Source organism: Mucilaginibacter koreensis, assembly GCF_054783355.1.
On sequence record NZ_BAAGQS010000001.1, the window covers coordinates 2215459 to 2229597 of the forward strand.

The window sequence follows — 14139 nt, forward strand, 5'->3', positions numbered from 1 at the left end:
GTACATAAGTACAAGGCTTTTCTTTATCCATTGCGATTAAATATTTTATGACATTTTCAGTTTCTTCTGAATATCGGCCACGTAATTTTTAAACTTTTTATCGGTATCAATTAAATCTTCTACCGTTTGGCAGGCGTAAATTACGGTAGAGTGATCGCGGCCGCCAAAGAAGTTTCCGATGGTTTTCAGTGAACTTTTGGTATGGGCTTTTGACAGGTACATGGAAATCTGGCGGGCCTGCACAATTTCGCGCTTGCGGGTTTGTGATTTCATCATATCCACCGGTACTTCAAAATACTCGCACACCAGGTTTTGAATGTAATCCATTGATATTTCTTTTGAAGAATTTTTAACAAAGTTCTTCAGCATCTGCTTAGCCAGGTTCAGGTCAATCTCCTTGTGTGTTAAGGTAGACTGGGCCAACAATGATACCATGGCGCCTTCCAGTTCGCGCACGTTGTTATCAATGTTGTGGGCTACGTATTCCATTACATCATCCGGCAGTTCGATACCATCCTGATAGATTTTGCTTTTCAGGATAGCCATACGGGTTTCCAGATCAGGCACTTGCAAATCGGCAGATAAGCCCCATTTGAAACGCGACAGCAGACGTTCTTCTAAGCCGGCTAAATCTTTAGGCGCTTTATCAGAAGTGATGATCAGCTGCTTACCGGTTTGGTGAAGATGGTTGAAAATATGGAAAAAGAAATCCTGCGTTTTTTCTTTACCGGCAAAGTTGTGCACATCATCCATAATCAGCACATCAATGGCCTGGTAAAAATTCACAAAGTCGTTAATGTTGTTGTGCTTTAAGGCATCTACAAACTGCTGGGTGAATTTCTCACAGCTTACATACAGTACCAGCTTGTCGGGCAGGGTACGTTTAATTTCGTTACCAATGGCATGGGCCAGGTGGGTTTTACCCAAACCTACCGAACCATAAATCATCAGCGGGTTAAATGAGGTACCGCCTGGTTTAGCAGCCACCGCATAACCGGCCGAACGGGCTAAACGGTTGCAATCACCCTCTACAAAGTTTTCGAAGGTATAGTTTTGGTTCAGTTGAGGGTCAACATGCAGCTTTTTTAAACCCGGTATTACAAAAGGGTTTTTAATATCCTTATTCAAAGAAATAGGCATCGGCATTGACTGGTTCTTTGCTTCAGCACCATTTCCGTTCGAGGGCATGTTGGTAGTTAGGGGCTTGCTTGCTGATGACTGGTCAACCACAATATTGTATTCCAGCCGGCCGTCTTCGCCTAACTGATTTTTGATCGTTTTACGCAGCAAACCTACATAATGTTCTTCCAGCCACTCGTAAAAGAACAGGCTGGGTACTTGAATGGTCAGCACACTTCCATCCAAACGTAAAGCTTTAATCGGGTCAAACCAGGTCTTAAAACTTTGGGCCGGAATGTTGTCTTTGATGATCTGCAAGCAGCTATTCCAAACATGAGTACAAGTTTTTTCCATATCGCAATGTGATAAATTGTTGATTTTCAAACCGCGTGGCTTATTTAAATCGGCCGCCTACGGAATATCGAATATTGACAAAAAAGTGGATAAAAAAAATAGGTTTTTCAGTTTTTGTGGATATTTATTTTCAATTAATTCACCACAAGTTCAACTATTTTTCCTATAAACGCCACGCGCGGTACCTTAAAGTAACTGTATTCTGTTGCAGGAGTAAGTGTGTTTCCATGTGAGGTTGTTTTGTTGAGTATACACTGGGTAGTTGAAGCCCAATTTGGTGTTACTATACAACAACAGCCACGCCACAATGTGGATAACTTTGGGCTTAAAATTTTAAGTGATTGATAATAGGGCAGATAATATTTTGAAATGCAATGTGGATAAAATATGGCAAGATTACTGCTTGTTGATAAACATGTATATTAACTTAATTTTAATATACAATTAATATTCACCAAACACGCTACGCAATACATCAGCAATTTCGCCCAGTGTTGCATAATGTTCCACAGCAGTTAGTATATACGGCATCAGGTTATGGCTTCCTTTGGCGGCTGTTAATAACTCACTCAGCGCCTTTTGCACTTGTTCATTATTCCGTTCGGCCTTCAGCTTTTCTAATTTTTCAATTTGTTGAATACGGATAGTATCATCCACCCGGAACACTTCTGTTACCTGCTGCTCTGCCTCAGTAAACTTGTTTACCCCTACCAGTATACGCTCCTGGTTTTCAATTTCGGTTTGGTACTGATAAGCTGATCGGGCAATTTCCTGCTGTATATAGTCCTGTTCAATCGCTTTTACTGAGCCCCCCATCGCATCAATCTTATCTATATATAATTGTGCAGCAGCTTCCAGTTCGTCTGTCAGGGTTTCTACAAAATATGAACCAGCCAATGGGTCTACTGTATCGGTTACGCCGCTTTCAAAGGCGATGATTTGCTGTGTACGCAAGGCTACCTTAGCAGCCGCTTCGGTGGGTAACGACAAGGCTTCGTCATAACCATTAGTATGCAGGGATTGTGTTCCTCCCAATACCGCAGCCAGTGCCTGGTTGCTTACCCGCACAATGTTGTTCATAGGTTGCTGGGCAGTTAAGGTAGAGCCGCCAGTTTGCGTATGGAAGCGCAGCTTTTGTGCACCGGCATCGGTAGCGCCCAGGCTTTGGGTTATATGCGCCCACATACGCCTGGCCGCCCTGAATTTGGCTATCTCCTCAAAGAAATTGTTATGGCAATTAAAAAAGAACGATAAACGCTTGGCAAACACATTTACATCCAACCCTTTTTCTATAGCAGCCTTTAAGTAAGCCTTGCCATTAGCTAAGGTGAAGGCCAATTCCTGCACGGCAGTTGAACCAGCCTCGCGAATATGGTAGCCGGAGATGGATATGGTGTTCCATTTCGGCACCTCTTTACTGCAATACTCAAAAATGTCAGTTATTAACCGCATAGATGGCCCAGGCGGGTAGATATAGGTACCACGTGCGGCATATTCTTTCAAGATGTCATTTTGAATAGTACCCGAAATTTGTTTAATATCTGCTCCCTGCTTTTTAGCCAAAGCAATATACATCGCCAGTAAAATAGATGCAGTGGCATTAATCGTCATGGATGTGGTGATTTTTTCAAGCTCAATGCCGTCAAATAAAATCTCCATATCCTGTAACGAATCAATGGCCACACCTACCTTACCCACCTCACCTTCGGCTAAATCATGATCAGAGTCGTACCCGATTTGCGTAGGCAAATCAAAAGCTACGGACAACCCCATAGTACCCTGCTGCAACAGGTAATGATACCGTTTATTTGATTCTTCGGCGGTAGAAAAACCGGCATACTGGCGCATCGTCCAGGGCCTGCCCCGGTACATATCTTTCTGTATCCCCCTGGTATACGGAAACTGCCCCGGCAGTTCATTCATTGCTGAAGGAGTAGTATATACTTCTTTAATTTCAATACCAGAACTGGTAATTACCTTCTTCTCTGCCATGTTGCTTAAAATAACTCTTCTAAATCACGTTTAATTACACCTGCAGCAGCATCGTAAGGACTCTCCTCCATTTGCCCCAATTGGGTTAATATCAGTTTGGCTAAGTCCAGTCCGGTAGCTTCAGATGGTAAAGTGCGGGCAGCATTGTTGATCAGGTTAATGGTATCATCTTTTATACGCCTTACCATACCCCAGGCACGGCTGCTGATATAAATTTGCTGGGTGATATTGTGCTGAAACTCTTCGCGCAACTCATTTACAATTATAGTTTGCAGTTCAGCAGCGGTATAGGCAGGTGCATTTAAGCGCACAAACAAATTGGCCGGATTGATGCGCTCAATAAATAAGATTACACGTTCGTAAGCCTGCAGGCGTAAAGGCAGCAGCTGGCTGCTGGCAGCTTTTTTTAGTTCAAGCACCTGTATTTTTTCGGTACGGTCTAAATAAGGTTTAATTAAATAAAAAGCAATCCAGATGAGGCCGATGCCGGCAACAGTGTATTTAAAAATGTCAAATAAAAGGTTTGTTAGCATGATGCGGGCAATGTTAAACAAAGGTCATAAACGGGCGTGCCGTTAACAAAAATGTATATTTTAACTTATATTTGTTATAACTAAATAGAAATTAAAATGAGTACTGCTGTGGATACTGCGATAGCGCCTGTTTCGTTTACCGAAGGGGCAGTAAAAGAAATTAACAAACTGAAAGATCAGCAAGAACTGAATGATGACTTTGGCCTGCGCATTGGTGTTGAAGGTGGCGGCTGTGCAGGGATGAACTATATTTTGGGCTTTGACCAGCAAAAAGACGGCGACCAGATTTATTATATTGACGGTGTTAAAGTATTTATGCACAAAGCCCATGGCTTATACCTGGTAGGCATGCAGATTGATTTTCAGGATGGTTTGAATGCCCGTGGGTTTGTATTCAACAACCCTAATGCAGCCAGCACATGCGGTTGCGGCACATCGTTCTCTGTGTAAACATATTTCGCAAATACAATAAAAAAAGCCGGTTCATGAACCGGCTTTTTTTATTTCATCCAATGTCTTCTTTATCCAGTGGGCAGTGGCGGGGCCAAAACCAGATGTGTGAAACCGGACTATTCCATCTCCATCAATAATAACGTTGGTAGGAAAAGTACGTATTCCCCACTTTGTTGTCCAATAGCGGCTGTCAGCTACCAAATGATAATTGAAAGGCGTATTTTTTGTGAATTTATTGATGTCGCCTTTATAATCAAGCGCTGCAGCAATGAACACTACATCCGGGTTATCTTTATAGGCCTCCACTATTTTATTTAATTCCGGAATTTCGGCACGGCAGGGCGGACAATCAACAAACCAAAAGTTGAGCACTACAATTTTACCTTTCAGCGTTTTCCTGTTAAATGAATAACCATCGATAGCTTTATCACTAAACATATCCAACACACCACCAGTATTGAAATATGGACTTTCAGGCGGCTTAGGCATGTTCATTAACATTATCTCCTTTTGCAGAGCGTTAAGCTTTGTGAGGGTATAGGCTGATGTACTGTCTGCCGGATTTACCCTTTTAACTATATAGTTACCGCTCATCAACATAAGCCGCCACTCATCAGTCTTCATCTTTTTACCTGCAGAATCCAGAAAGACAGTGTTTTCATCAATTTTCAGCGGGCTACGTTTCACAATGGTTTCCTGGGCATGTACATAGCCGGCAGCCAACAGGAATATGGCAATGAGTATTTTTTTCATGTGATAAGTTTATGCCCTAAGATAACGACAAAAAAGAAATCCGTCAAAATATACATTTAAACAAACTCACTTCAATTTCAGTTGATATAGCCATGTATACGGTACAAAAAACTCTCTTACTTATACTTCTCATTTTAGTATTTTGCCTGTCTGCACAAGCCCAGCTGAAACCTAACTTTGATGCACAGGAATATCTGGAACTGTTGCGCATTTCGAGGCAACAGATGGATACGGTGATTAAAGGAGAAAGTGTTCCTACGCCTCGCCTGTATCACCGTATATATCGTTCGGCCGTAGGGCCGCTCAAAAACCGTTGGGATTTGTGGGTGAATAACCGGCAAACTGCCGTGATTAGCATCAGGGGTACCACTGCCGAAAGCGTGAGCTGGATTGAGAACTTTTATGCGGCAATGGTACCTGCCAGCGGACAATTACACATCAGTAACACCCAAACTTTTAATTATCATTTGGCTGATGACCCGAGGGCTACCGTGCATATAGGCTGGCTATTGGGCATGGCTGATATTGCGCCAACAGTAATAAGTCAGTTAACCCAACTGTACAACAAACAGCATATTAAAAACTTCATCATTATGGGACATAGCCAAGGTGGAGCTATTGCTTATCTGCTACGCTCATACCTGGCTAATTTGCAGCAACAAAAAGCATTACCGGCAGATGTTGTTTTTAAAACCTATTGCAGCGCGCCGCCTAAACCTGGTAATACTTATTATGCTTACAGCTACGATTACCTTACCCGTGGTGGCTGGGGGCTATCCGTAATTAATGCTGCCGACTGGGTGCCCGAAACGCCTTTCTCATTGCAAACGCTTAATGATTTCAACCAACCCAATCCTTTTGGCGATGTTGGGCGCATTACTAAAGGGCAATCGTTTATTAAAAAGCTGTTTATTAAACATATTTATAACCAGCTTAAAAATCCTCCCGAAAAGGCATTAAAGCATGATCAGAAATATTTAGGCCATCTGGTGTATAAGTTTATTAAGAAAGAATTGCCTGAATTTGCTGAGCCGGTGTATGCCAATAATAATCTGTATACCCATTGTGGAACTATTATTATGCTGATGCCTGATGCCGTATATCGAAAAAAGTATCCTAATCAGCCTGATAAGCTGTTCACCCATCACTTGTTCAGCCCTTATTATGAGCTAACGGAGCGTGAGTATGCAACCGCTCCTTAAAGAAGGAGCTTATTTCTTAACGGATAACCTTCGGCAATCAGCTTTGCGGCATAAGTAGTGCGCAAAGCATTCTGAAATGCAGCGGCATGGCGCGGGTGGTGCATATCGCTCGATGTAAAATCAATCAGGCCATAATCAATCAGGGTTTCTGCCAGCTTTTTGGTTTCACGGCTATAATAACCGGTAAGCGAAATAATATTGAGCTGAAACAAGCATCCCCAATCATGAATCATCTTAAACTCATCAATACTGAGATAAGGATAACGTTCGGGGTGCGCTAAAATAGGCTGATAACCCTTTGCCCTCATTTTTTGGATGACCGCAAAAACATTGGGTGGTTTGCTGATAAAAGGAAGCTCGAACAACACATGGTTGCCAGCCATTACCATCAGTTCGTCGCGGTCTATGCGCGCTTCAAAGGTTTCATCATGGTAGTGCTCAGCAGCAGCTTCTATAATAATATCAATTTGCTGGCGCTGCAGTTCTTCCTTTAAAATGGTTAAAGCGTTGTTAATGGTAGTGGCATCGTTACGGTAGTAATCGGCCATAATATGAGGGGTGGCGATAATTTTTTTTATCCCCACCTCCATCATTTTTTTTATCAGTATAATTGAATCTTCGGGCGTTTTGGCACCGTCATCAATACCGGGCAGTACATGCGAGTGCATATCAACGCCCAGCTCTGCATAGTTGAATGTAATCTCGCGGTTGGCCTGCTTTTTTTTAAATAAGCCGAACATGGTTAACGATTACTGTACTGCTCCTCATAATACTGCTGGTAATGGCCCGAAGTTACATCGTTCAGCCATTCTTCGTTGGCTAAATACCAATCCACAGTTTTCTCCAACCCCTCTTCGAAAGTAATGCTCGGCGTCCAGCCCAACTCGTTTTTAAGTTTGGTTGCGTCAATAGCATAACGCAAATCGTGGCCGGCACGGTCGGTTACGTAAGTAATCAGCTTTGCTGATTCGCCTTCTGCCCTACCCAGCTTTTTATCTAAAATACTGCACAACAGGTTAATCAGGTCGATATTCTTCCACTCGTTGTGGCCACCAATATTATACGTTTTTCCGGTTGCTGCGTTATGAAAAATCACATCAATAGCGCGGGCATGATCTTCTACCCATAGCCAATCGCGTACATTTTCTCCTTTGCCATATACAGGCACAGGTTTGTTTTGTGTAATGTTACGGATAGCCAGCGGAATCAGCTTCTCCGGAAAATGGAAAGAACCATAATTATTTGAACAGTTGGATATTACGGTGTTCATGCCGTAAGTATCCTGATAGGCACGCACAAAGTGGTCTGATCCTGCTTTTGATGCCGAATACGGTGAATGCGGATCATAAGCGGTTTCTTCGGTAAACATACCTTCCTCGCCTAATGTACCGTATACTTCATCTGTAGATACATGGTAAAAACGATGCTGATCATATTCCCCTTTCCAGTGGTAACGGGCGGCGTTTAACAAGTTTACCGTACCTACAATATTGGTCATCACAAAATCGAGCGGGCTTACAATAGAACGGTCTACATGCGATTCGGCAGCCAGGTGAATTACGGCATCCGGCTTTTCGTTAGCAAAAAGCTCATCAATAAAAGCAGCATCCACAATATCGCCTTTTACAAACTTGTAATTGGGCGCATTTTCAATGTCTTTTAAGTTGGCCAGATTGCCGGCGTAAGTTAACTTATCCAGATTGATGATTTGGTAATCAGGATAATTGTTTACAAACCGGCGTACCACATGCGATCCGATGAAACCGGCACCGCCGGTAATGATGATTTTCTTCATATCCGTACTTTAAACAGTTCGAATTTATAAAGGATTTTGTGCGATAAACTTTTCCCAGGCCCAGGCAGAAGCCATCATGGCATCAATACCCAGCTCGGTACTCCATTTCAATACTTCTTTTGATTTGGTTACATCACCCCATACCTGCTCCACATCGCCCGGGCGGCGCGGGCCAATAGTATAAGCCAGCTTTTCGCCGGTTGAACGTTCAAAAGCATCAATAATTTGCAGTACAGATGTCCCTGTTCCGGTACCGATATTAAACATATCGTACCCGGTAAAGCTTTCCTGTTCCATCAACCTTAATGCAGCCACATGTGCTTTAGCCAAATCGACTACGTGAATGTAATCTCTGATACAGCTGCCGTCAGGGGTGTTATAATCATTGCCGAACACGGTTACCTTTTCGCGTTTGCCTATAGCTGTTTGGGTAATAAACGGCACCAAGTTTTGAGGTACGCCAATAGGCAATTCACCGATCAAAGCCGATTCATGAGCACCTACCGGGTTAAAATAACGCAATGCGATTACTTTATATTTTGAACCGCCCGAAGTGATCATATCCTGCAGAATTTCTTCAGCAATTTGCTTGGTGTTACCGTATGGCGATTGGGCCGGTTTTACCGGTGCATTCTCGGTTACCGGCAGTTGCTCAGGCTGCCCATAAACTGTACAGCTGGACGAAAACACAAAATTAACCGGCTTGCTGTAATAGGCATTAAGCAGATTAATTAACGAGTAGAAATTGTTACGGTAATATTTTAACGGGTATTGTACCGATTCGCCAACGGCTTTAAATGCCGCAAAATGAATAATGCCGTCAATTTCGGGCTCAGCCGTGAACAATTGCTGAACACTGGCCTCATCACACAAATCGAGCTGATGAAAAGCAGGCTGATGCCCTAAAATTTGGGTTAGCTGGTCTAAAATCTTAATGCTAGAATTTGACAGATCATCTATAATCACTGGCTCATAACCGGCATTTATCAATTCTACCACGGTGTGCGAACCGATAAAGCCTAACCCTCCTGTCACTAATATTTTTGACATTATTGCTTATTATAATAAGTAAAATCTTTATGGTTTATTTCGTGCTCCGGCAATGATTTAAAGTATTCATAAGTAATACGTAAACCTTCGCTGCGCGATACCTTCGGCTCCCAGCCTAAAATGGCTTTGGCTTTAGTAATATCAGGGCGGCGTTGCTTAGGGTCGTCAGTTGGCAGTGGCTTGCTGATCAGTTCCTGGTTGGTACCGGTTAACTTAATAATTTCCTCGCCGAATTCTTTAATGGTAATCTCATCAGGGTTACCAATGTTCATCGGCTGTACATAATCACTATGCAGTAAACGATAGATACCTTCAATCAAATCATCTACATAGCAGAAGGCACGGGTTTGCGAACCATCACCAAACATAGTTAGTGGCTCGCCACGCAAGGCCTGACCAATGAAAGCCGGCAATACACGGCCATCATTCAGTCGCATACGCGGACCATAGGTATTGAAGATACGCACAATACGGGTTTCAACACCATGGAAGGTATGGTAAGCCATAGTAATGGCTTCCTGAAAGCGCTTGGCCTCATCATATACACCACGAGGGCCTACCGGGTTTACATTACCCCAATATTCTTCAGGTTGTGGGTTTACGTTAGGATCGCCATATACTTCTGAAGTAGAAGCAATAAGCATACGTGCATTTTTAGCTTTGGCTAAACCCAGCAAATTGTGCGTACCTAATGAACCTACTTTTAGTGTTTGAATAGGAATTTTCAGGTAATCAATCGGGCTGGCCGGCGAAGCAAAGTGCAGGATATAATCAATATCGCCCGATACATGCACATACTTAGAAACATCGTGGTTATGGAACTCGAAGTTTTCGAGTTTAAACAGATGCTCGATATTGCGCATATCGCCGGTAATCAGGTTATCCATAGCGATAACATGATAATCTTCCTTGATAAAACGGTCACATAAATGTGAGCCTAAAAAGCCGGCTGCGCCGGTAATAAGTATACGTTTACGTGCCATTATTTTACTGTTTTTCTGCCGATGCTGTTATAATAAAATCCGCATTCGTTCATTCTGTCCAAGTCATACAGGTTACGACCATCGAAAATAACCGGTGCTTTCAGTTTTTCTTTAATAAAATCAAAATCAGGTGTACGGAAAACCGACCATTCTGTTACAATCAATAAAGCATCTGCATTTACCAAAGCATCATAGCGATTCTCGGCATATGAAATTTTATCGCCAATCAGTTTCTTTATGTTTGGCATACCTTCAGGATCGTAAGCAGTAATGGTAGCGCCAGCTGCCACCAGATCATCAATAATATACAGTGCCGGTGCTTCGCGAATATCGTCGGTTTCAGGTTTAAAGGCCAATCCCCACATGGCAAAATGCTTGCCTTTTAAATCGCCGCCGTAGTAAGCTTTAATTTTTTCTACCAGTACGGTTTTCTGAATTTCGTTAACTTCCATTACCGAGTTCAGAATTTTAAAATCGTATTTATTTTCTTCGGCAGATTTAGCCAGGGCCTGCACATCTTTAGGGAAACAGCTACCGCCATAACCTATACCGGCAAATAAGAAGCGGCGGCCAATACGCTCATCGGCACCTATACCACGGCGCACCATATCCACATCAGCACCTACCAGTTCACACATGTTGGCAATTTCGTTCATGAACGAAATTTTGGTGGCTAAGAATGAGTTGGCAGCATATTTTGTTAACTCTGATGAACGCTCATCCATGAAAATTACCGGGTTACCCTGGCGTACATATGGGGCGTACAATTCACCCATCAATTTACGGGCGCGCTCGTCGGTAGTACCTACCACTACGCGGTCAGGCTTCATAAAGTCTTCTACGGCCACGCCTTCGCGTAAAAACTCGGGGTTTGATACTACAGCAAACTCCTGAGTAGTATGTTCTTTAAGGGCTGCTGTTACCTTATCGGCAGTACCTACCGGCACAGTTGATTTAGTTACAATTACTTTATATTCGGTAATTAATTTACCGATATCGCGCGCAGCACCCAGTACATAGCTTAAATCGGCTGCGCCATCTCCACCCGGAGGCGTAGGCAGAGCCAAAAATATAATTTTAGCATCAGCAATAGCATCCGCCAAATTGGTAGTAAAAGTTAAACGACCTTGTTTAATATTACGGTGAAAGAGCAAATCAAGGCCTGGCTCATAAATAGGGAGCTGACCATCTTTCATCATTTGCACCTTTTGCTCATTGATGTCAACGCAGGTAACCTCGTTACCCGTTTCAGCCAAACAAGTACCTGTTACTAAACCTACATAGCCTGTTCCAACTACGGCAATTTTCATATGTGAATAAGTTAATTGTTTTTGTTATTATTTTTACACCCGGACGAAGATAATCATTTCTGCTATAAATGCTTTTAATATATAATATTGGTATTAGATTTTATGCGCTCATCATACGTATAGTTGCTGTATTTAATACTAAAGCTAAGCAATGGGTAAGCGGGCGCCGAACACAACAATTAGCCCAAATAAATAAGGGTGGCAGTATATGGTTTCATTTCGCCTCTTTAGGGGAGTTTGAACAGGGCCGGCCGGTATTAGAACAACTTAAAAGACGGCATCCGGAAAAGAAATTCGTGATTACCTTTTTCTCGCCATCAGGGTATGAGGTCAGGAAAAATACGCCCCTTGCCGACGCTGTATACTATTTACCGCTGGATACCCCAAGCAATGCCTGCATCTTTATTGAAACTATACGACCCTGCCTGGCCGTTTTTACCAAATATGAATATTGGTACCATTTTTTTAACGAACTGCACCAAAGGCAAATCCCGCTGTACCTGATTTCAGGCATCTTCAGGCCCGAGCAAATCTTTTTTAAATGGTATGGGGGCTTGCACCGGCAAATGCTGAAATATATCAACCAGCTATTTGTACAGGATAAAGCTTCCGAACAACTGCTACATAACATTGGTATTCAGCACGTACAAATAAGCGGCGATACTAGGTTTGACCGGGTATGGGCTAATGCTTTACACCCCAAAGCACTGCCGTTAATTGAAGAATTCAAAAAGCATTCGCCCCTGTTTATTGGCGGCAGTACCTGGCTGCCAGACGAGGAACTGATTGCCCCACTGGTAACCCGCTACCCAACCTGGAAATTTATATTTGCACCACACGAAATCAATGAGTCTAAAATTCAGCAATTGGTCAGTATGCTTCCGGCTCAGCAAACCATTCGTTTTTCAATGGTTGAAAGCGCCCGGGGCTCAATAGCGGATTATCGCATATTGATTATAGATAACATCGGGATGTTATCAGCCTTGTATCAGTATGCAGACATTGCTCATATTGGGGGTGGTTTTGGCGTAGGCATACACAACACACTGGAAGCAGCCGCGTTTGGATTACCTGTTATTTTTGGCCCCAATTATCAGCGGTTCAGAGAAGCACGTGAACTGATTGAACAGCATGCAGGCTTTGGCATCAGCAATGCTGAAGAATTTGATAAAGTGAGCGAACAGCTGATTAATGATACAGATAAACGGTTACAGGCAGGAAACAATGCCAGGCAATATGTAAAGGCGAATACCGGCGCCACAGCGATGATTATTAATTATGCTGAAAAAGCGTTTTCGGCTAAGTAATAGTAATTAAATGACAACGCTTATCGTGCTGGTGCACCCGAAACATGGGCGTACAAGCCACTCCAATAAAGGTTTCTGTACCAACCCTTCAGGTGCCACAGTATAAGAATGGTAATATCAAACTTCGTTTACGAAAGTAGCTTAAGCACTTAGATTAACAAGGAGATTAAAACAGGCCTACAGATTCTTCACTGCGCCACTTAGGATGATATTATTTTGCTCGTTAACCCCTTACCATACCTTCCAAAGCATCAATAAATAGCGGCGAATCGTTCAAGCTTTCTACCAGCTGCACGTGCTCTCCGCCCAGCTGCTTAAATTCGGATCCGTATTCCTCTGTTACTTCAAAAACGGTTTCCAGGCAATCGGCCACAAAGGCGGGGCAAAATACCAACAGGCGTTTTTTACCCTCGGCAGCCAGTTTGGCAATAATCTCACTGGTGTAAGGTTGCACCCAAGGGTCATTACCCAAGCGGGACTGGAAGCAGATAGTATATTTATCTTTAGGTATGTTCAGCTTGGCTGCAATCAGGCGTGCGGTATGGTGTGACTGGGCTGAGTAACAAAATTTATTTTTATCGTTCAGCGTATCGCAGCAGCCGTTTACCTTCAGGCAATAATTGTGCGTATGATCAGATTTTACCAACTGGCGCTGCGGCAGGCCATGGAAGCTGAACAGCACATGGTCATAATTCTCGGGATTATACTTGGCCCCATTTTGAGCAAAGTTTTCAATCATCAATTCATTATCATGAAAAGAATTAATGAAAGAAATACTTGGGATGGTAGGCCATTCGGCCACCAGCTGCATTACCTTCTGGTACACCGAGCCGGTACTGGCCGATGCATATTGCGGGAATAAGGCAATGACGCGGATATCATCTACCAAAGCATCTTTAAGGCGTTTCAGGGCATCTTCAATAGAGGGGCTTTGGTAACGCATGGCCAGTTCTACCATATAAGCATCACCCAGGCGCTCTTGCAATAACTGCTGCTGCCGGATGCTGTAATACAACAATGGAGAACCTGTTTTTTCATCCCAGATTTCCTTATATAATTTAGCTGATTTCGGTGCCCTGAATGGCGCAATGATACCTTTTACCAGGAGAGCACGCGATACGGGGTTGATATCAATCACCCGGCCATCCATTAAAAATTCGTTGAGGTATTTGCGTACGTCGCTTGTTTGCGGACTATCTGGCGTGCCCAGATTGACCAGTAGAACTCCCTTTTTTGCCATAATTAGTAGCTGCAAAGGTAAAAAATTGAGGCAAGAGCCAAATGCTAT

The 14139-nt window shown here is 43.0% G+C and carries 13 protein-coding genes; 3 read left to right on the plus strand and 10 right to left on the minus strand.

Features of this window, described 5'->3' with window-relative positions:
* Positions 1-45 precede the first annotated feature (45 nt).
* From dnaA to ACYVNW_RS10100, 3 genes are all read right to left on the minus strand, one after another.
* Entirely contained in the window at positions 46-1473 is a 1428-nt protein-coding gene (gene dnaA / locus ACYVNW_RS10090) for a chromosomal replication initiator protein DnaA (RefSeq protein WP_460679737.1), read from the minus strand.
* A gap of 444 nt (positions 1474-1917) precedes the next feature.
* Positions 1918-3465 (minus strand): acyl-CoA mutase large subunit family protein, encoded by a 1548-nt coding sequence (locus ACYVNW_RS10095; RefSeq protein ID WP_460679738.1) that lies wholly within the window; start codon positions 3463-3465, stop codon positions 1918-1920.
* A gap of 5 nt (positions 3466-3470) precedes the next feature.
* Positions 3471-3998 carry a DUF7935 family protein gene (locus ACYVNW_RS10100; protein ID WP_460679739.1) on the minus strand — a complete coding sequence of 176 codons (528 nt, stop codon included), beginning with the start codon at positions 3996-3998 and terminating at the stop codon, positions 3471-3473.
* A gap of 96 nt (positions 3999-4094) precedes the next feature.
* On the opposite strand from ACYVNW_RS10100, the gene ACYVNW_RS10105 reads away from it, so the two are divergent.
* Positions 4095-4448, plus strand: coding sequence for a HesB/IscA family protein (locus ACYVNW_RS10105; protein ID WP_460679740.1), 354 nt, complete (start codon positions 4095-4097; stop codon positions 4446-4448).
* Between the two features lie 33 nt (positions 4449-4481).
* On the opposite strand, the gene ACYVNW_RS10110 is transcribed toward ACYVNW_RS10105, so the two are convergent.
* A complete protein-coding gene (locus ACYVNW_RS10110) occupies positions 4482-5204 on the minus strand; it encodes a TlpA disulfide reductase family protein (protein ID WP_460679741.1) in 723 nt (240 codons plus the stop codon).
* Positions 5205-5296: 92 nt separating this feature from the next.
* On the opposite strand from ACYVNW_RS10110, the gene ACYVNW_RS10115 reads away from it, so the two are divergent.
* Positions 5297-6406 (plus strand): lipase family protein, encoded by a 1110-nt coding sequence (locus ACYVNW_RS10115; protein ID WP_460679742.1) that lies wholly within the window; start codon positions 5297-5299, stop codon positions 6404-6406.
* On the opposite strand, the gene ACYVNW_RS10120 is transcribed toward ACYVNW_RS10115, so the two are convergent.
* From ACYVNW_RS10120 to ACYVNW_RS10140, 5 genes are read right to left on the minus strand one after another with little or no spacing between them, the layout of a single operon-like run.
* Positions 6403-7146 (minus strand): tyrosine-protein phosphatase, encoded by a 744-nt coding sequence (locus tag ACYVNW_RS10120; RefSeq protein ID WP_460679743.1) that lies wholly within the window; start codon positions 7144-7146, stop codon positions 6403-6405. The genes ACYVNW_RS10115 and ACYVNW_RS10120 overlap by 4 nt on opposite strands.
* A gap of 2 nt (positions 7147-7148) precedes the next feature.
* Positions 7149-8201: a dTDP-glucose 4,6-dehydratase gene (rfbB, locus tag ACYVNW_RS10125; protein WP_460679744.1), complete on the minus strand. Its 1053-nt coding sequence runs from the start codon at positions 8199-8201 to the stop codon at positions 7149-7151.
* Positions 8202-8225: 24 nt separating this feature from the next.
* Positions 8226-9251, minus strand: coding sequence for a UDP-glucose 4-epimerase GalE (gene galE, locus ACYVNW_RS10130; RefSeq protein WP_460679745.1), 1026 nt, complete (start codon positions 9249-9251; stop codon positions 8226-8228).
* Positions 9251-10234 (minus strand): UDP-glucuronic acid decarboxylase family protein, encoded by a 984-nt coding sequence (locus ACYVNW_RS10135; RefSeq protein ID WP_460679746.1) that lies wholly within the window; start codon positions 10232-10234, stop codon positions 9251-9253. Before ACYVNW_RS10135 ends, galE begins: the two co-directional genes overlap by 1 nt.
* On the minus strand, positions 10234-11544 hold the full coding sequence (locus ACYVNW_RS10140; protein WP_460679747.1) for a UDP-glucose dehydrogenase family protein: 1311 nt from the start codon (positions 11542-11544) through the stop codon (positions 10234-10236). The genes ACYVNW_RS10135 and ACYVNW_RS10140 overlap by 1 nt, the downstream gene beginning before the upstream one ends.
* Positions 11545-11612: 68 nt before the next feature.
* Here ACYVNW_RS10140 and ACYVNW_RS10145 point away from each other — a divergent pair, with 68 nt between their 5' ends.
* Positions 11613-12851, plus strand: a complete 1239-nt coding sequence (locus ACYVNW_RS10145; RefSeq protein ID WP_460679748.1) for a 3-deoxy-D-manno-octulosonic acid transferase — start codon at positions 11613-11615, stop codon at positions 12849-12851.
* Between the two features lie 223 nt (positions 12852-13074).
* Here the strand turns inward: ACYVNW_RS10145 and hemH are convergent, their stop codons facing one another.
* Entirely contained in the window at positions 13075-14091 is a 1017-nt protein-coding gene (gene hemH / locus ACYVNW_RS10150) for a ferrochelatase (protein WP_460679749.1), read from the minus strand.
* Between the last annotated feature and the right edge of the window lie 48 nt (positions 14092-14139).